18 protein-coding genes are annotated in these 17,544 nt (G+C 71.4%); 14 read left to right on the top strand and 4 right to left on the bottom strand.

Annotated features, from left to right (window positions below; genetic code table 11):
• Window positions 1–6 precede the first annotated feature (6 nt).
• The 5 genes from FB462_RS10670 to FB462_RS10650 all read left to right on the top strand — a co-directional run bounded on the left by FB462_RS10670 (window position 7) and on the right by FB462_RS10650 (window position 3,312).
• On the top strand, window positions 7–453 hold the full coding sequence (locus FB462_RS10670) for a hypothetical protein (RefSeq protein WP_058742114.1): 447 nt from the start codon (window positions 7–9) through the stop codon (window positions 451–453).
• A gap of 36 nt (window positions 454–489) precedes the next feature.
• Window positions 490–1,458 carry a tRNA pseudouridine(55) synthase TruB gene (truB, locus tag FB462_RS10665; protein WP_141861837.1) on the top strand — a complete coding sequence of 323 codons (969 nt, stop codon included), beginning with the start codon at window positions 490–492 and terminating at the stop codon, window positions 1,456–1,458.
• The gene (locus FB462_RS10660) at window positions 1,455–1,820 is read left to right on the top strand and encodes a hypothetical protein (protein WP_058742116.1); all 366 of its coding nucleotides are present in this window, start codon (window positions 1,455–1,457) and stop codon (window positions 1,818–1,820) included. Before truB ends, FB462_RS10660 begins: the two co-directional genes overlap by 4 nt.
• An 80-nt stretch (window positions 1,821–1,900) precedes the next feature.
• Window positions 1,901–2,341: a hypothetical protein gene (locus FB462_RS10655; RefSeq protein WP_141861835.1), complete on the top strand. Its 441-nt coding sequence runs from the start codon at window positions 1,901–1,903 to the stop codon at window positions 2,339–2,341.
• A gap of 8 nt (window positions 2,342–2,349) precedes the next feature.
• Complete coding sequence (locus tag FB462_RS10650; RefSeq protein ID WP_141861833.1) at window positions 2,350–3,312, top strand: bifunctional riboflavin kinase/FAD synthetase; 963 nt, start codon at window positions 2,350–2,352, stop codon at window positions 3,310–3,312.
• Between the two features lie 223 nt (window positions 3,313–3,535).
• On the opposite strand, the gene FB462_RS10640 is transcribed toward FB462_RS10650, so the two are convergent.
• A complete protein-coding gene (locus tag FB462_RS10640; RefSeq protein WP_180225371.1) occupies window positions 3,536–4,768 on the bottom strand; it encodes a DUF349 domain-containing protein in 1,233 nt (410 codons plus the stop codon).
• Between the two features lie 111 nt (window positions 4,769–4,879).
• Window positions 4,880–5,695, bottom strand: a complete 816-nt coding sequence (locus FB462_RS10635; protein ID WP_141861831.1) for a peptidylprolyl isomerase — start codon at window positions 5,693–5,695, stop codon at window positions 4,880–4,882.
• Between the two features lie 128 nt (window positions 5,696–5,823).
• Between FB462_RS10635 and FB462_RS10630 the strand changes: the two genes are divergently transcribed.
• The 9 genes from FB462_RS10630 to aroB all read left to right on the top strand — a co-directional run bounded on the left by FB462_RS10630 (window position 5,824) and on the right by aroB (window position 16,104).
• Window positions 5,824–7,206, top strand: coding sequence for a replication-associated recombination protein A (locus tag FB462_RS10630; RefSeq protein WP_114849981.1), 1,383 nt, complete (start codon window positions 5,824–5,826; stop codon window positions 7,204–7,206).
• A gap of 265 nt (window positions 7,207–7,471) precedes the next feature.
• Window positions 7,472–8,101, top strand: coding sequence for a 30S ribosomal protein S4 (rpsD, locus tag FB462_RS10625; protein ID WP_141861829.1), 630 nt, complete (start codon window positions 7,472–7,474; stop codon window positions 8,099–8,101).
• A gap of 129 nt (window positions 8,102–8,230) precedes the next feature.
• On the top strand, window positions 8,231–8,425 hold the full coding sequence (locus tag FB462_RS10620; protein WP_114849980.1) for a hypothetical protein: 195 nt from the start codon (window positions 8,231–8,233) through the stop codon (window positions 8,423–8,425).
• Between the two features lie 59 nt (window positions 8,426–8,484).
• Window positions 8,485–11,142, top strand: coding sequence for an alanine--tRNA ligase (alaS, locus tag FB462_RS10615; RefSeq protein WP_141861827.1), 2,658 nt, complete (start codon window positions 8,485–8,487; stop codon window positions 11,140–11,142).
• A gap of 8 nt (window positions 11,143–11,150) precedes the next feature.
• The gene (gene ruvX / locus FB462_RS10610; RefSeq protein WP_058742143.1) at window positions 11,151–11,594 is read left to right on the top strand and encodes a Holliday junction resolvase RuvX; all 444 of its coding nucleotides are present in this window, start codon (window positions 11,151–11,153) and stop codon (window positions 11,592–11,594) included.
• Window positions 11,595–11,687: 93 nt separating this feature from the next.
• On the top strand, window positions 11,688–13,181 hold the full coding sequence (gene mltG / locus FB462_RS10605) for an endolytic transglycosylase MltG (protein WP_141861825.1): 1,494 nt from the start codon (window positions 11,688–11,690) through the stop codon (window positions 13,179–13,181).
• A 69-nt stretch (window positions 13,182–13,250) separates the two neighbouring features.
• Window positions 13,251–14,471, top strand: coding sequence for a chorismate synthase (aroC, locus tag FB462_RS10600; RefSeq protein WP_141861823.1), 1,221 nt, complete (start codon window positions 13,251–13,253; stop codon window positions 14,469–14,471).
• Complete coding sequence (locus tag FB462_RS10595) at window positions 14,468–15,010, top strand: shikimate kinase (protein ID WP_373286840.1); 543 nt, start codon at window positions 14,468–14,470, stop codon at window positions 15,008–15,010. Before aroC ends, FB462_RS10595 begins: the two co-directional genes overlap by 4 nt.
• Window positions 15,007–16,104, top strand: coding sequence for a 3-dehydroquinate synthase (gene aroB, locus FB462_RS10590; RefSeq protein WP_373286841.1), 1,098 nt, complete (start codon window positions 15,007–15,009; stop codon window positions 16,102–16,104). The genes FB462_RS10595 and aroB overlap by 4 nt, the downstream gene beginning before the upstream one ends.
• Before the next feature lie 13 nt (window positions 16,105–16,117).
• On the opposite strand, the gene FB462_RS10585 is transcribed toward aroB, so the two are convergent.
• Both FB462_RS10585 and FB462_RS10580 read right to left on the bottom strand, forming a co-directional pair.
• On the bottom strand, window positions 16,118–17,077 hold the full coding sequence (locus tag FB462_RS10585) for an IS481 family transposase (protein ID WP_114851556.1): 960 nt from the start codon (window positions 17,075–17,077) through the stop codon (window positions 16,118–16,120).
• A gap of 118 nt (window positions 17,078–17,195) precedes the next feature.
• Window positions 17,196–17,375 carry a hypothetical protein gene (locus tag FB462_RS10580; RefSeq protein ID WP_058742123.1) on the bottom strand — a complete coding sequence of 60 codons (180 nt, stop codon included), beginning with the start codon at window positions 17,373–17,375 and terminating at the stop codon, window positions 17,196–17,198.
• Window positions 17,376–17,544: the final 169 nt, after the last annotated feature.

Below are 17,544 nucleotides of genomic sequence, written 5' to 3'. Positions count from 1 at the left end.
GGGTGCATGGCACGCTGGGCACCGCAGGAGACCGACACGTACGCCGCGATCGCGGGCGAGGTGATCGCGCAGGTGGGGACGAACCGCGCCGTGATCGGGGTGGACGGGCAGGACGGCACTGACCTCGAGCGCGTCGCCGCCGGCCTCGTCGCCGGCTTCGAGCAGCACGGTGTCCCCGCGATGGCGGCCGCCGCTCCCTCGGACGACGTCGACCGGCTCCGTGCGGACGTCGTGACGCCGTTCCGCACGACGGGCGCCGGCGACGGTGTCCTGGTCGTGCACGGGCACGGCCTGCTGGCGCCGGGGGCGCGGGGGCTGTGGCGCTGGTCGCTGTGGGTCGAGCGCGAGGACGGGCGGCTCGAGCGCCGCGCGGACGTCAAGCTCGCCGCCTCCGCGATCCTGGACGCGACCGACCCCGAGCACCCGCGGCGCAACTGGAACGACGCCTGCTGAGCGCCGGCCCCGCAGCGCCGCTGGTACCCTCGTCCGGTGCTCGCTTCCGCGCCTGACGGCATCCTCCTCGTCGACAAGCCGCAGGGCATCTCGAGCCACCGGGTCGTCTCGATCGCCCGCCGCCGCCTCGGCCTGAAGAAGATCGGTCACGCCGGGACGCTCGACCCGATGGCGACCGGCCTGCTCATCCTGGGGGCCGGGCCGTCGACGCGTCTGCTGACGCACCTGGTCGGCCTCGGCAAGACCTACACCGCGACCATCCGGCTCGGCGTGTCGACGGACTCGGACGACGCCGACGGCACCCCGACCGCCGCACCGGGCGTCCTCGGCGCCGACGTCGGCGAGGCCGCGGTCGAGCGCGCCGTGGCGCAGCAGCGCGGCACGATCGACCAGGTGCCCTCCACCGTGAGCGCGATCAAGGTCGACGGGCGACGCGCCTACGACCTCGCGCGGAAGGGCGAGGAGGTCGTCCTGCGCTCCCGCACCGTCACGGTGTCCCGCTTCGACGTGACCGCGCGCACCGAGCACACGGTCCGGGTTGACGGCGTCGACGTCGCCGTGGTCGACCTCGACGTGGTCGTCGACTGCTCGTCGGGAACGTACGTCCGCGCCCTCGCCCGGGACGTCGGGGCTGCGCTCGGCACCGGCGGGCACCTCACCGCGCTCCGTCGGACGGCGGTGGGCCCGTTCGACGTCGCCGACGCGGTCGACCTCGAGGACGACGACGTCGACGTCCTCGGCGCGCTCGCCCGGCCGGCGGACGTCGCGCGGCGGCTCTTCCCGAGCGTGTCGCTCGACCCGCAGGCGGCGAAGGACCTGACGGACGGCAAGCGGGTCGCCGCCGACCACCCGGACGACGACGGCCCCGTTGCGGCGGTCGCGACGGCGGACGACCGGCTCGTCGGACTCGTGTCGGTCCGGCGCGGGCGACTCCGTGTCATCACGAACTTCCCCGCGCCGGCGTCCGCCGCCGCGGACGCCGACCGGAGCGGAGCCGACGCGTGATCGAGTGGTTCATGTGGGTGCAGCTCGTGCTCGCGGTCGTCGTGGGGATCTTCACGGTCGTCGTCGGGTTCGTCGGGTGGAAGCCGAACGACTACACGGTCGGAGCGCTCGCCCTCATCGAGGTGCTGCTGCTCGCCCAGGGGGTCGTGTCGCTCGTGCTGCCGGCCGTCGGGTCGCCGCCGCAGGGCAACGGGCTCGAGTTCGGCGTGTACGCGGTGTCGGTGCTGCTCGTCCCGCCGGCGGCCATCGTCTGGGCGCTCATCGACCGCACCCGCTGGAGCACGGTCGTCCTCGGCGCCGGTGCGTTCACCGTCGCGGTGATGGTCTACCGGATGTACCAGATCTGGTTCGCGCTGAACTGACCAGCGCCCACCGGGTGCTCGGGGCGGACAGCGGCTCGGGCTGGCATCGGGTGTCCCAGGGCGTCGGTAGACTCGGTGCCGTGGCGACCAGATCCTCCCTCGCGACCGGTGTCGGCCGTGTCCTCATCGCCGTCTACGGCATCCTCGCCCTCGCCGCGACGGGACGCAGCGTCGTGCAGATCATCGAGAAGTTCTCGCACGCGCCGTTCGCCTACACGCTCAGCGCGGTGGCGGCGCTCGTGTACATCGTCGCGATGATCGCCCTCATCGCCCCCGGCCGGGTCTGGTACCGGGTCGCCTGCGTGACGATCGGCTTCGAGATGGCCGGCGTGCTGATCGTCGGCACGCTGTCCCTGGTCGACCGACAGCTCTTCCCGGACGACACCGTCTGGTCGTACTACGGCCTCGGCTACGTCTTCGCGCCGCTCGTGCTGCCGATCGCCGGGCTCTGGTGGCTCCGCAAGCACCACCGCACGGCTGCCGCCGAGCCCGCCCGCAGCACCGTCGCGGCCGGCGAGTAGGGGCGCGCGTGCAGTTCTACGACGACCCTGCCGACGTCGCCTCGGGCTTCGGACCGAGCGCGGTGACGATCGGCAAGTTCGACGGCGTGCACGTCGGCCACCGCGCCGTGATCGCGCACCTCGAGCGTGCCGCACGCGAACAGGGGCTCGTGTCGACCGTCGTCACCTTCGACCGGCACCCGCTCAGCGTCATCGACCCGAGCCGGGTCCCGCCGGCCCTCACGAGCACTGCGCAGCGCCGTGAGCTCCTGGAGTCCGTCGGGGTCGACGCGACCCTGCTGCTCCGCTTCGACGAGCACCTGCAGACGCAGGCGCCGGAGTCGTTCGTGTCCGACGTGCTCGTCGACACGCTGCACGCCCGGCTCGTCTTCGTCGGCAGCGACTTCCGCTTCGGTGCCCGCGGTGCCGGCGACGTCGCCCTGCTGCGGGCGCTGGGGGAGCGGCACGGCTTCACGGTCGAGCTCATCGACGACGTCGACCTGCGGGACGACGTCCGCGAGTCGGACGAGCGCCGCGTGTCCTCCACGTGGATCCGCGAGCTCCTGGGTCAGGGCCGGGTGGCCGAGGCCGCGCGACTGCTCGGGCGAGAGCACGCCGTCCGCAGCACCGTCGTGCACGGCAACCAGCGCGGCCGTGCGATGGGCTACCCGACCGCGAACCTCGACCCGGCGTGCGAGGGCTTCGTGCCCGCCGACGGGGTGTACGCCGCTCGGGTCCTGCACCGCGGCACGGTCTACCCCGCGGCTGTCTCGGTCGGGAACAACCCGACCTTCGAGGGCGTGCCCGCGAAGCAGATCGAGGCGCACCTGCTCGACGTCGACATCGACCTGTACGGCGAGACGATCTCGGTCCTGTTCGTGTCCTACGTCCGGGGCATGGTGGCGTTCTCCTCGATGGACGAGCTCGCTGCCCAGATGCGGCAGGACGACCTCGACATCCGACTGTTGCTCGGCATGCCCGCTCCCGTCTGACCCGGACCGAGCGTCGCCCGATCGACGGTCACCCGATCGACGATCACCTGATCGACGGTCACCCGATCGACGATCACCTGATCGACGGTCACCCGATCGACGATCACCTGATCGACGGTCCTCCGGACGACGAGGGCCCCCGCACACGCGGGGGCCCTCGTCGTTGACCGGGTGATCAACCGCTCGGAGCTTCGACCACTCGGATGGTCAACCGCTCAGATCTTCAACCACCAAGCGCGTCGAGCCAGATCTTACGGGCGTCGAGGGCTTCCTGCGCGTCCTTGATCTTCCGGGCGTTCCCGGAGGCCTGCGCCTCGGCGAGCTCGGCCTCGAGCTTGCCGATCGCGTCCTCGAGCTGGCTCGCGAGGCCGGTCTGACGGGCCTTGCGCTCCGGGTCCGACGCCTTCCAGTGCTGGTCCTCGAGGCTCCGCACGTGGTCCTCGACCGCGCGCAGTCGGTCCTCGATGCGGCGGACGTCCCCGCGGGGGACCTTGCCGATCTCGTCCCAGCGGCGCTGGATGTCGGTGAGCGTGCGGCGCGCGGCAACGCGGTCGTGCTGCTGCAGGAGCGGCTCGGCCTCGGTGAGGAGCTCCTGCTTCGCGACGAGGTTGGCGGAGTACTCCTCGTTCTCCACCGCAGCCTCGGCGTGGCGCTGCTCGAACAGTACGTCACCGGCGGCCTTGAACCGCGCCCACAGCGCGTCGTCGTGGCGCTTGCCCGCCCGGCCGGCGCGCTTCCACTCGTCCAGGAGTTCGCGGTAGGCGGGGATCCCGTCCGAGCCGCGCGAGGCGAGTGCCTCGGCCTGCTGCACGAGCTCCTGCTTGCGGCCCCGTGCGTCGCGGTGCTGCGCGTCGAGCTCGGAGTAGAAAGCGCGGCGGTGCTGGTCGACCGTCGAGCGGGCGGCACGGAACCGCTTCCAGAGCTCGTTCGCCTCGTTCTTGGGCAGGCGGGGACCGTCGTGCTGGTGCTGCTGCCAGCGGGCGAACACGTCGTCCAGCTGTGCGGTGATCTGCTTCCACTGCGCACGCGCGGGGTCGACGGCCGCGAGCTGCTCGGCTTCCTCGACCAGGGCGGTCCGGTGCGCGAGGGCGTCCGTCAGGGCCTGCTGCGCCTGCGCCTGCTGCTCCTTGGTCAGCGAACCGACCTGCTCGGAGAGCTTCGCGACGCGATCCTCGAGGGACTTCAGGTCACCGACGACCCGGGCCTCGGTCACCTGCGCGCGGAGGTGCTCGACCGTGCGGGCGACGTCGTTCGCCGAGGCACCGCGCTGGGTGCGCTGCTCCGCGATCTTCACCTGCCCCTCGAGGTCGGCGTACTTCCGCGCGAAGTACGCGAGCGCCTCGTCCGGGGTGGCGTCGGGGTACTCGCCGACCGCCTTCTCGGTGTCCTCGTACCGGACGTACACCGTCCCGTTCTCGTCGACCCGGCCCCAGGTCGTTGCTTCGTCAGGTCCCACAGGTCTCGCCTCGATCGTGGTCGTGCATCACCGACGTCACCGTCGGCACGGTCAGGTCGTCAGCCTATTGCACGGGAGGCCTCCGCGACCCCCGTCCGTGCGACCTGTGGACTACTGCTGTTCGGCGATGGTGGCGCCGGTGATCGTCGTCGCGACCTTCGGCTCGCCCGTGCCGTCGCTCCCGGGGGAGGCGATGCCCTTCGAGGTGATCTGGGACTCGAGCCGGTCGAGGCCGCTCGTCACCTTGCCCACCACGGTGTAGCCGCCCGTCGAGCCGTCGAGGGTCGTGTCGCCGTAGACGATGAAGAACTGCGTGGTCTGCGACGTCGGCGAGGACCCACGGGCGATCGCGATCGTGCCGGCGGGGTACTCCCCGTCGCTCGGCACGTTCTCGAGCGGCCCGTACTGGAAACCGGCGTCACCCGTCCCGTCGCCGTTCGCGGAGCCGCACTGCAGGAACTCGAAGTCGGCGCTGTCGGCGAGCCGGTGGCACGTCGTGCCCTCGTAGAACTGCTTCCGGATGAGGTCGATCTCGACGCTCGCGGCCTGCGGGGCGGCCTTGCCGTCGAGCTCGATGCCGAGCTCGACGTCCTTGTTCAGGGTCAGCGTGCCGGTCCAGGTCTTCCCGCCGGCGATGGACTTGCTCGGCGTGTCTCCGGTGTCGCCCGAGGCACTGGCGGACGGGGTCGCCGTGGCGGTGGCCGACGTGCTCGCGCTGGCGTCCGCCTTCCCGGAGCCCTGCGTGCCCGCGTGGACGAGCTGGGACCCGGTCGCGAGCGCGGCGACCAGGACGAGCACCACCGCACCGACCGTGTTGTCCCGCACCCGGCGCCGGCGCTGCCGATCGTGCAGCCCCTGACGGGCCTGGTACAGACGGAGCCGCTCGCGCGCCTCGCGGTTGTCGCGCGACTGGTTCTTCGGTGCCACGGTGCTGATCGGACCTCTCGTCGAGTGTGCCGCCGAGCGTAGCGGACGGCGCGGTGCGCCCGGCCTGGAGGCACGCCCACGTCGGTGGGTCGGCCTACGATCGATGCATGGCAGCGGATCGAACGGGCATGCGTGCGCCCACCACCGGCGGTCGCGCCGGCCTGGCACAGGGCTCGGTGCCGCTCGCCGTCCGGATGCGCCCCACCAGCCTCGACGAGGTGGCCGGGCAGCAGCACCTGCTCGGTCGCGGCAGTCCGCTCGTGCAGCTCGCGACGGGCACGCGCGAGAACCCGGGTGGGGTCTCGGTGATCCTCTGGGGGCCGCCCGGTACCGGCAAGACCACCCTCGCGCAGGCGATCGCGCGGCAGTCCGGTCGCGAGTTCGTCGAGCTCTCCGCGGTCACCGCTGGGGTCAAGGACGTGCGCGAGGTCATGGAGAAGGCCCTGACCCACCGCGACCTGTACGGCTCGACCACCGTGTTGTTCCTCGACGAGATCCACCGCTTCAGCAAGGCGCAGCAGGACGCCCTGCTGCCCGGCGTCGAGAACGGCTGGGTGATCCTCATCGCGGCGACGACCGAGAACCCGTCGTTCTCCGTCATCTCGCCGCTGCTGTCCCGGTCGCTGCTCCTGACGCTCAAGCCCCTCACGGACGCCGACCTCGGCATGCTCGTCGACCGCGCGGTCGAGGACCCACGGGGGCTCGGCGGGTCGGTCGTGCTCGGTGACGACGCCCGTGCGGCCATCGTGCGGCTGTCCTCCGGCGATGCCCGACGCGCTCTGACCGCGCTCGAGGCCGCGGCGTCCTCGGCCATCGCGGCCGCTGCCGACCCCGAGGACGACGACGACGCGCCGCTCGACGGCGTCGACACCGTCCCGGTCGTCGACGCGGACACCGTGGCGGCCGCGGTGGACCGGGCGCTGCTCCGCTACGACCGCCAGGGCGACGAGCACTACGACGTCATCAGCGCCTTCATCAAGTCGGTGCGGGGGAGCGACGTCGACGCCGCGCTCCACTACCTGGCCCGCATGATCGAGGCGGGCGAGGACCCGCGGTTCATCGCGCGGCGCATCATCATCTCCGCGTCCGAGGACATCGGCATGGCGGACCCGCAGGCACTGCCCATAGCGGTCGCCGCGGCGCAGGCCGTCCAGCTCATCGGCATGCCCGAGGGCCGGATCCCCCTGGCCGAGGCGGTCGTGTACCTGGCCACCGCTCCGAAGTCGAACGCGTCCTACAACGGCGTGAACGCGGCGATCGCCGACGTCAAGGCCGGGCGGATGGGCGTCGTGCCGATGCACCTCCGTGACGCGCACTACCCCGGGGCGAAGCGGCTCGGGCACGGCAAGGGCTACGTCTACTCGCACGACGCCGAGCACGGGGTGGCCCGACAGCAGTACCTGCCCGACGTCCTCGACGGCACCGAGTACTACACGCCGACCGGCAACGGGTACGAGCGCGAGGTCGGTCCGCGCCTCGAGCGGCTCCGGAAGATCACCCGCGGCGAGTAGTGCTGGCACCGCGGGTCCAGATACTGCTAACATTGCCGGGCCTACGTCCTGGTCCTCGCGTGCGGCTGCGCCGAGGACAGAGTCCCGCTCCGGCGGTACGGGGACAGAGGTTCGGACTGTAGCCGTCCGATCCCACAGGCTCATCCCTCTGGATCCCGTCGTCGGGACCGAACACGCCCGCGTGCTTGCAGTGCCCCCGGTACGCAGTGCCCGCGGACGGGTGGTGTCCGACGAGTCATTCAGTTCAGACAGAGAAAAGGACCCTGTGTCTACCAAGTCACGCACCCGCAGCAAGACCCGCCTCTCGCGCGCGCTCGGCATCCCGCTGACGCCGAAGGCGGCCCGCTACCTCGAGAAGCGCCCCTACGGCCCCGGTGAGCACGGCCGCACCCGCCGTCGTGCGGACAGCGACTACGCCGTCCGCCTCCGTGAGAAGCAGCGTCTGCGCGCCCAGTACGGCATCCGCGAGAAGCAGCTCCGCATCGTCTTCGAAGAGGCCCGCAAGACGAAGGGCCTGACCGGTGAGAACCTGGTCGAGCTCCTCGAGCAGCGCCTCGACGCCCTCGTGCTCCGTGCCGGCTTCGCCCGCACCACCGCGCAGGCCCGTCAGCTGATCGTGCACCGTCACATCATGATCGACGGCAAGCTCGTCGACCGTCCGTCCTTCCGCGTGAAGGAGGGCCAGATGATCCACGTCAAGCAGCGCTCCGAGTCCCTCGAGCCCCTCCAGGTCGCCGCCGCCGGTGGTCACCTCGAGGTCCTGCCGAAGGTCCCGGGCTACCTCGAGGTCGAGATCGAGAAGCTCCAGGCCCGCCTGGTCCGTCGCCCGAAGCGCGCCGAGGTCCCCGTGACCTGTGAAGTGCAGCTCGTCGTCGAGTACTACGCAGCTCGCTGATCCACCGATCACACCCGAACGGCGGGTCGTCCTCTCAGGAGGACGGCCCGCCGTTCGGCGTACCGGAGGTTCCCCGCCACTAGACTCGTCGGGCACGCGCCGCCTGCGTGCGCGAGAGGGAGGGGCACCGTGAAGCAGCTGTTCTTCGTCGCCGTCGGCGTCGTCATCGGGTTCGCCGCAGCGCACCGGATCGCGAACACCCCGGGTGGCGCGCGCTTCTTCGCGGACGTGAACGCCCGGACCAAGGCCTTCACGGACGCCGTGGCCGACGGCTACCGGTCGCGGGACGCCGAGCTGCGCCCGTCCACCGACGTCGTCGACTGACCGCCCGAGCCGCGTCCCCGCGCACACCCTCCCACCGACTCCTCGACCCAGGAAGCACCATGCAGACCGCAGAGATCCGCCGCCGTTGGCTCCAGTACTTCGGCGACCGTGGGCACACCGTCGTCCCGTCCGCGTCGCTCGTCTCCGACGACCCGTCGCTCCTGTTCACGGTCGCCGGCATGGTGCCGTTCATCCCGTACCTGACGGGGCTCGTCCCGGCGCCGTACCCGCGCGCCACGAGCGTGCAGAAGTGCATCCGCACGAACGACATCGAAGAGGTCGGCAAGACCCCGCGGCACGGCACGTTCTTCCAGATGAACGGTAACTTCTCGTTCGGCGACTACTTCAAGGAGCAGGCGATCCAGTACGCCTGGGAGTTCCTGACGTCGTCGGAGTCCGACGGGGGCCTCGGCTTCGACCCGGAGGACCTGTGGGTCACCGTGTACGAGGACGACGACGAGGCGATCGCCTTCTGGAAGCAGCACTCGTCGCTGCCCGACGAGCGCATCCAGCGCCTGGGCAAGGACACCAACTACTGGTCGACCGGGCAGCCCGGTCCTGCTGGCCCCTGCTCGGAGATCTTCTTCGACCGCGGCCCGGCGTACGGCATCGACGGCGGTCCTGCGACGGACGACGACCGCTACGTCGAGATCTGGAACCTCGTGTTCATGCAGTACCAGATCCAGAACGTGCGGTCGAAGGTCGACTTCGACATCACGGGCGACCTGCCGAACCAGAACATCGACACCGGCATGGGCCTGGAGCGCGTCGCGTTCATCAAGCAGGGCGTCGACAACATGTACGAGATCGACCAGGTGCGCCCGGTCCTCGACAAGGCGGCCGAGATCTCCGGCCGCCGCTACGGCGCCGTGCACGAGGACGACGTCCGCATGCGCGTCATCGCCGACCACGTCCGCTCGTCGCTCATGCTCGTCGCGGACGGCGTGACGCCGTCGAACGAGGGACGCGGCTACATCCTCCGCCGACTCCTGCGCCGCACGGTCCGCGCGATGCGCCTGCTCGGCGTCGAGGGCGCCACCTTCCCCGAGCTCTTCCCGGCGTCGCGCGACGCGATGCGGGACGCCTACCCCGAGGTCGCGGAGCAGTACGACCGCATCGCGCGCACCGTCTACGCGGAAGAGGAGACCTTCCTCCGCACGCTCGCGCAGGGGACGACGATCCTCGACGTGGCCGTCGAGCGTGCGAAGCAGGACGGCGCCCCGTCGATCGGCGGCGACACGGCGTTCCTGCTGCACGACACGTTCGGCTTCCCGATCGACCTGACGATGGAGATGGCCGAGGAGGCGGGCGTCGTCGTCGACCGCACCGCGTTCGACACGCTCATGTCCGAGCAGCGTGCCCGTGCCAAGGCAGACGCGAAGAGCAAGAAGACGGCCCTCGCCGACCTGAGCGTCTACAGTGCCTTCCGCGCCGCAGGCGAGACCGTGTTCCTCGGCTACGACGCGCTCGAGGCGGAGTCCGCGATCCTCGGCATCATCGTCGACGGTGTCAGCGTGGACCGCGCGGTCGCGGGCGACATCGCCGAGGTCATCCTCGGTGAGACCTCGCTCTACGCCGAGAGCGGTGGCCAGGACGCGGACCAGGGCTCGATCGTCGGCAACGGCTTCGACCTCGAGGTCCTCGACGTGCAGCGTCCGGTCGCCGGGCTCTGGAGCCACAAGGTCCAGGTCCGGTCCGGCGAGGTCGGCGTCGGCGACGCCGCCACCACCGTCGTCGACGCCGAGTACCGCCGCGGTGCGACCCAGGCGCACTCCGCGACCCACCTCGTGAACGCCGCACTCCGCGACGTGCTCGGCCCGGAGGCGCTGCAGGCCGGCTCGTACAACAAGTCCGGCTACATGCGCCTCGACTTCTCCTGGTCGCAGCCGGTCTCGACGTCGACCCGCTCCGAGATCGAGGAGGTCGTGAACGCCGCGATCCGCTCCGACCTCGAGGTCTCCACCCGCGTGCTGCCGCTCGACGAGGCGAAGGCCCTCGGCGCCCAGGCACTCTTCGGCGAGAAGTACGGCGCCGAGGTCCGCATGGTCGACATCGGCGGCCCGTGGTCCCGTGAGCTCTGCGGTGGCACGCACGTCGCCTCGAGCGCCCAGGTCGGCCTCGTCAACCTGGTGGGGGAGTCGAGCGTCGGCTCGACGAACCGCCGCGTCGAGGCGCTCGTGGGGCTCGAGGGCTTCCGTGACCTGGCGGTCGAGCGCACGATCGTCTCGCAGCTGTCCAGCGCGCTCAAGGCGCCGCGGCACGACCTACCGGGACGCGTGCAGAGCCTGATGGAGGACCTCCGCGCCGCCCAGAAGCGCATCGCCGAGTTCGAGTCGGCGAACCTGCAGCAGCGGGTGCCGAGCATCGCGAAGCAGGCCACGACCGTCGGCGCGACGACCGTCGTCGCCGAGACGGTCGACGGCGTCCAGTCCGCCGACGACCTCCGTTCGCTCGCCACCGGCGTGCGCGCACAGCTCGGCGACGGTGCGTCCGTGGTCGTGCTCGGTGCCGTCGTGAGCGGCAAGCCCGTCGTGATCGTCGTGACGAACGACGCCGCGCGCGCTGCGGGCGTCCAGGCCGGACCCCTCGCGAAGGAGGCCGCGGGCGTGCTCGGCGGCGGCGGTGGCGGCAAGCCGGACCTGGCGCAGGGCGGCGGGACCGACCCGGCTGCGTTGCCGGCGGCCCTGCGTGCGGTGACCGCGCGCCTGGCGGGCTGACGGTGACGATGCGGTCCGGGCGACGACTCGGCATCGACGTCGGTCGCGCCCGGATCGGCGTCGCCGTGTGCGACCGGGACGGGTTGCTCGCCACCCCGGTCGAGACCGTGCGACGCGACGACAGCAGGGACCTCGGGCGCATCCTGGCGATCGCCGACGAGTACGACGTGCTCGAGGTCGTCGTCGGACTGCCGCTGTCGATGTCCGGCGGCGACACGCCCTCGACCGCCGACGCCCGCGCGTTCGCCGAGCGGATCGCACGGCACCGTCCGGTCCGGCTCGTCGACGAGCGTCTGTCGACCGTGACGGCCCAGCGCGGCCTGCACCAGGCGGGCAAGAACACGAAGAAGTCCCGGGCCGTGATCGACCAAGCGGCCGCTGTTATCATTCTGCAACACGCGCTCGACCACGAGCGTGCGTCCAGCGCCGCCCCCGGCGCCACGCTCCCCTGACCGGTCGGCCGACGACGAGGACGCCGCCACCGACCGTCGTACCCGGACCGACACCACCAGGCGGAGCCCCCGACCCGAGGAACCGAGGATCCGTTGGCAGACGACCTGGACTGGAACGCGATCATCGCGCCCGGTGACGACGCCGACGGGCGCAAGCAGCCCGCGGCACGACCCGACGACACCGAACGTCCGACGAGCGCCGACCAGCCGCTGTCCCGCCGCGAAGCCCGCGCCGCCGAGGCGGCCCGCGGTCGACGGGACGGCGACGACGCCGACAGCACGCGACCGACGTCGCCGGCCGACGCTCCCGTCGCGCAGCACCACGACGAGCTCCACCCCGAGGTGCGAGCGCTCCTGACCGGCGAGGTGCCGGCGGACGCAGCCCGGAACGCCGGGCTCGTCGGTGGTGCCGCAGCCGCCGGTGGCGGTGCGGCACCCGGCGGCGGGGCCGCGGGAGGCGGCGGACGTGACGGCCGTGGCGGCGGAGGGCGATCCTCCAGGCCGCCGCGCGAGCCGCGGCCGAAGCGACGACGCGGACCGCTGATCGCGGGGATCGTGATCGTGGCGGTCGTGCTCGCCGCCGGCGGCGGGGCGTACGCGTTCGCGGCACCGAAGATCCAACAGGTGATCGGCGCGATCAGCGGCGCCCAGGAGTCGGACGACTACTCCGGATCCGGGACGAGCAAGGTCACCATCACGATCAAGCAGGGCGACATCGGCGAGGACGTCGCGAAGACGCTGCAACGCAGCGGTGTCGTGAAGAGCTCGCAGGTGTTCTACAAGCTGCTGCTGACGTCGCCGAACGTGCAGTTCCAGCCGGGCTCCTACGCGCTCAAGAAGGAGATGAGCGCGAAGTCGGCCCTCGCGGCACTGCAGGACGAGAAGAGCCGCGTGCAGGCCTCCATCGTCATCCCCGAGGGCACGGCCCTGCAGGACATCGAGGCCGGGATGGTCTCGAAGGCCGGTCTCACCAAGGAAGAGGTCTCGTCCGCGGCCGCCGACGTGCAGGCCTACGGGCTGCCGGCCGGCACCACGACGCTCGAGGGCTGGCTGTTCCCGGCCACGTACCCGATCAACCCGGGCTGGAGCGCGAAGCAGTACTTCCAGTCGATGGTCGACACGATGAAGCAGCACCTCGCCGCAGCGGGCGTCGCCGAGGCCGACCAGGAGCGCGTGATCATCTTCGCCTCGCTCGTGCAGAAGGAGGCCGGCGTCGCAGCCGACTTCCCGAAGGTCGCGCGCGTGTTCCAGAACCGTCTCGACCAGGGGATGGCGCTGCAGTCCGACGCGACCGTCGCCTACGGGACGGGCAACACGCACACCGTCACGACGACCGACGCCGAGCGCGCAGACGCGGGGAACAAGTACAACACGTACCAGCACAAGGGCCTGCCGCCGGCACCGATCTCGAACCCGGGCGACGTCGCGATCAAGGCCGTCACCCAGCCCGCGAGCGGGAGCTGGCTGTACTTCGTCACGGTGAACCTGGAGACCGGCGAGACCGTGTTCTCCGACACCCTGCCGCAGCACGAGGCCGCGGTGGCGCAGTTCCGGGCCTGGCTGCGGGCGCACCCGTCGTACCAGTGAGCAGATCGGTCCAGTGAGCCGGTCCGGCTGCCGCGTCGCACGGTGGTGCGCTGTGGGAGGATGGTCGACATGCTTCGTTGGTTGACCGCTGGTGAGTCCCACGGACCCGAACTGATCGCGATGCTCGAGGGCCTGCCCGCGGGTGTGCCGGTGTCGTTCGAGTCCATCCGCACCGACCTCGCACGGCGGAAGCTCGGGTACGGCCGGGGCTCCCGCATGAAGTTCGAGCAGGACGAACTGCACGTCTCCGGCGGTGTCCGCCACGGGTACTCGATCGGCAGCCCGATCGCCATCCGCATCGGCAACACCGAGTGGCCGAAGTGGGTCGAGGTGATGAGCCCCGAGCCCGTCGAGCAGACCGAGATGTCGCGCGGTCGCAGCGCCCCGCTGACCCGCCCGCGTCCGGGTCACGCCGACCTGGTCGGCATGCAGAAGTACGGTTTCGACGAGTCGCGTCCGATCCTCGAGCGCGCGTCCGCCCGTGAGACCGCGGCCCGCGTCGCGCTCGGCGCCGTCGCGAAGTCCTTCCTCGCCGAGCTCGGCATCCGGTCCGTCGCGCACACCCTGCAGGTCGGTACCGTCCGCGTGCCGGACGGCACGGACCTGCCGCAGCCCGACGACGTCGACCGGCTCGACGAGGACCAGCTGCGGTGTTTCGACGCCGAGACCTCAGCGCGCATGGTCACCGAGGTCGAGGCCGCGAAGAAGGACGGCGACACCCTGGGCGGCGTCGTCGAGGTCCTGTTCTACGGCGTGCCCCCGGGACTCGGCTCCCACGTGCAGTGGGACCGTCGACTCGACGCCCGTCTCGCCGCCGCGATCATGGGCATCCAGGCGATCAAGGGGGTCGAGGTCGGTGACGGCTTCGCGACCGCCGGGCGACGGGGGTCGGCGGCGCACGACGAGCTGTACCGCGAGGACGGCGAGATCATCCGCACGAGCGACCGCGCCGGCGGCACCGAGGGCGGCATGTCGACCGGCACCGTGCTGCGCGTCCGCGCCGGCATGAAGCCGATCGCGACGATCCCGCACGCCCTGCACACCATCGACGTCGCCACGGGCGAGGACGCCTCGGCGCACCACCAGCGCAGCGACGTCTGCGCGGTGCCCGCCGCCGGCGTCGTCGCCGAGGCCATGGTCGCGCTCGTGCTCGCCGACGCCGTGCTCGAGAAGTTCGGCGGGGACAGCCTCGCCGAGACGAAGCGGAACCTCGACGGCTACCTGGCCGCGATCCCGGAGACGCTCCGCTCCCGGCGGACCGACGCCGCCGAGCCCTCGACCGCCTGGTGAGCACGCCCGACCCGGCGCCGCACGGGCCGGTCGTCGTGATCGGCCCGATGGGCGCCGGCAAGTCGAGCGTCGGCAAGCGCGTCGCGAAGGCGCTCGGCGTGCCGTTCACCGACACCGACCGGGTCATCGCGCGCGAGCACGGCCCGATCCCGGGCATCTTCGCGGAGCGCGGGGAGCCGGCGTTCCGGGAGCTCGAGGCCCGGGCGGTCCGGGACGCGATCGCCACCGGCGGGGTCGTCTCGGTCGGCGGGGGAGCCGTCACCCACGCGGACACCCGGGACGCCATGGCCGGGGCGCGGGTCGTGCTCCTGACCGTCTCACCCGAGGCCGTGGCTGAACGCATCGCCGGCAGCGACCGCCCGCTGCTCGCCCAGGGCGGCATCGACGCCTGGCAGACGATCCTGGACGCCCGGGCCGCCACCTACGCCGAACTGGCGCACGCCACCTTCGACACCTCGCGGCGGCCGATGTCGCACGTCGTGCAGGACGTCGTCGCGTGGGTGACCGCGCAGGACACCACCACCGGAGGGACACCGTGACCGAGTCGAACCTGCCCGAGGGCACCACCGAGATCCGGGTCGGCGGTGACGGCGGGTACGTCGTCGCGGTCGGGAACGGCCTGCTCGGGTCCGTCCCGGCGCTGCTCGGTCCGCGCGTCGCCAAGGTCCTGATCGTGCACGCCCCGACGCTCGGCGCCCGGGCGAACGAGCTCCGCGCGACACTCGCCGACGCTGGATTCGAAGCGCTGATCGCCGAGGTGCCGGACGCCGAAGGGGCCAAGCGCGTCGAGGTGGCGGCGTTCTGCTGGCAGGTCATGGGCCAGGCGGACTTCACCCGCACGGACGCCGTGATCGGGCTCGGCGGCGGTGCGGTCACGGACCTCGCCGGCTTCGTCGCGGCGACGTGGCTCCGCGGCGTCCCCTTCCTGGCGATCCCGACGAGCGTGCTCGGCATGGTCGACGCGAGCGTCGGGGGCAAGACCGGCATCAACACGAACGAGGGCAAGAACCTGGTCGGGGTGTTCTCCGCGCCGCGCGCCGTGGTCGTTGACCTCGACCTGGCACGGACGCTGCCCCGGAACGAGATCCTGACCGGGTTCGCCGAGATCGTGAAGGCGGGCTTCATCGCCGTGCCGGAGATCCTCGACGTCATCGAGGCCGACGTCGCACGCGTCACGGACCCGACGACGCCGGAGTTCCGCCGCGTCGTCGAGCTCGCGATCGCGCTCAAGGCCGAGGTCGTGTCGGACGACTTCACCGAGCAGGGCCGTCGCGAGGTCCTCAACTACGGGCACACGCTCGGCCACGCCATCGAGCACGCCGAGCGCTACCAGTGGCGACACGGCGCGGCGGTCTCGGTCGGGATGGTGTTCGCAGCCGAGCTCGCGCGCCTGACCGGGCACCTCGACGACGCCACCGTGGACCGGCACCGCTCGATCCTGGAGTCGCTCGAGCTCCCGACCTCCTACGGGCTCGGCCGGTGGGAGGGGCTGCTCGCGACGATGCGTCGGGACAAGAAGGCCCGGGCCGGCATGCTGCGGTTCATCATCCTGGACGGGGTCGGCAAGCCGGTCACGCTCGAGGGGCCCGAGGACCACCTGCTCTTCACCGCGTACCAGGAGGTCGGGGTCTAGCTGTACTGAGCCGTCAGGTTGTTGACACTCGGGCTGCGGGCGTGAGTCCGTGGCTCGAGTGGATCCGTTCAGTGTTGTAGTGCTCGATCCAGGGTGCAAGCGCGTCAGTTCGGGCCTGGTTGCTGGTGAAAGGCTGCCGGTACGCCCACTCGGTCGCGAGGGTCCGGTTGAACCGCTCGACCTTGCCGTTCTGCCACGGGCAGTGGGGCTTGATGAACTTCTGCCGCGCGCCCAGCGCCGCGACTGCGTCCTTGAACGCGGCCGAGTGCCGGTAGGCGAACGCGTTGTCCGAGATCACCCGCTCGATCCTGGGGATGCCATGGCGGGCGAAGTGGGCAGCGGCGCGCGTGAGGAACCCGGCTGCTGTCACGCCTTTCTCGTCGGGGTGGATCTCCGCGTAGGCGAGCCGAGTGCGATCATCGACGGCCGCGTGGACGTAGTCGAAGCCGATCCCGCGTCCCCTGAACTCCTCCTTGCGGCCATGGACGCGCCAGCCGCCGCCGTCCGGGATGCGGCCGAGCTTCTTCACGTCGACGTGGACCATGTCGCCGGGATGCTCGTGCTCGTAGCGGTTCGTCGTTGCTCTGGTCGCTCGGATCAGCGCTCCCGTGACCGGGTCCAGCCACGCCAACGGCGGGACCTGATGTCGGGCGAGGATGCGGGAGATCGTCCGAGCCGGGACACCGGTCTCCGCGGAGAGCCTGACGGGACCGAACCGGAGCCGGGTCCTGGCAGCGAGGACCACCGCTTCGCGTTCCGGGCTCGTCTTCGTCGGCATCCTGCGAGGACGACTCGACCGATCCGACAAGCCGGCGGCGCCCTCAGCGCGGAACCGGCGCACCCACCGATGCGCGCACTGACGAGAGACGCCGAGCTCTTTCGCGACGTGCGCAACGGGACGGCGATCATCGACGACGCGGGCGACAAGCAATCGACGTCCGTGCAGGGTCAATCGGGCGTTAGCGTGGGACACAGAGGCCTCCTGGCAGTGGCAGAACTAGACAGCTCCATCAAGCCAGGAGGCCTCGTCGCGTCACAACCCCCGAAGGGTCACCAACGTCACGGCCGAGTACATCTAGCTCCGCGCGGGATCACCGCAGCGTGGGTCGTGTCCGACGCCACCACCACCGCACGCGCATCGAGACGGTCAGCACACCGGTGCGTTCCCACTCGCGGAACTCGTCGAGCGTGGCCCCGTTCTCCCACGCCCAGTACTCGTCGTCGTCACGGTCTGGGTCGAGTGCGTCCGGCAGTGGTCGGAAGATCCTCATGAGTCGGCCTCCTGTCCAGCGGTCGGTCCTTGCCGTCGTTCGGCGTCGGCTGCGGCCCGTTCCCGACGACGGAGCGCGCGGTACGCCAGTCGGCGATCCGGTTTCGGCCACCACGATACGGTCGCGAGGTTCCGGAGCACAGCGATCGAGATGTCGTACGCACGGTCGT

The sequence above is a fragment of the Curtobacterium citreum genome, from assembly GCF_006715175.1.
Taxonomy (GTDB): Bacteria; Actinomycetota; Actinomycetes; order Actinomycetales; family Microbacteriaceae; genus Curtobacterium; species Curtobacterium citreum.
This window is presented reverse-complemented; position numbering and strand designations above follow the sequence as displayed.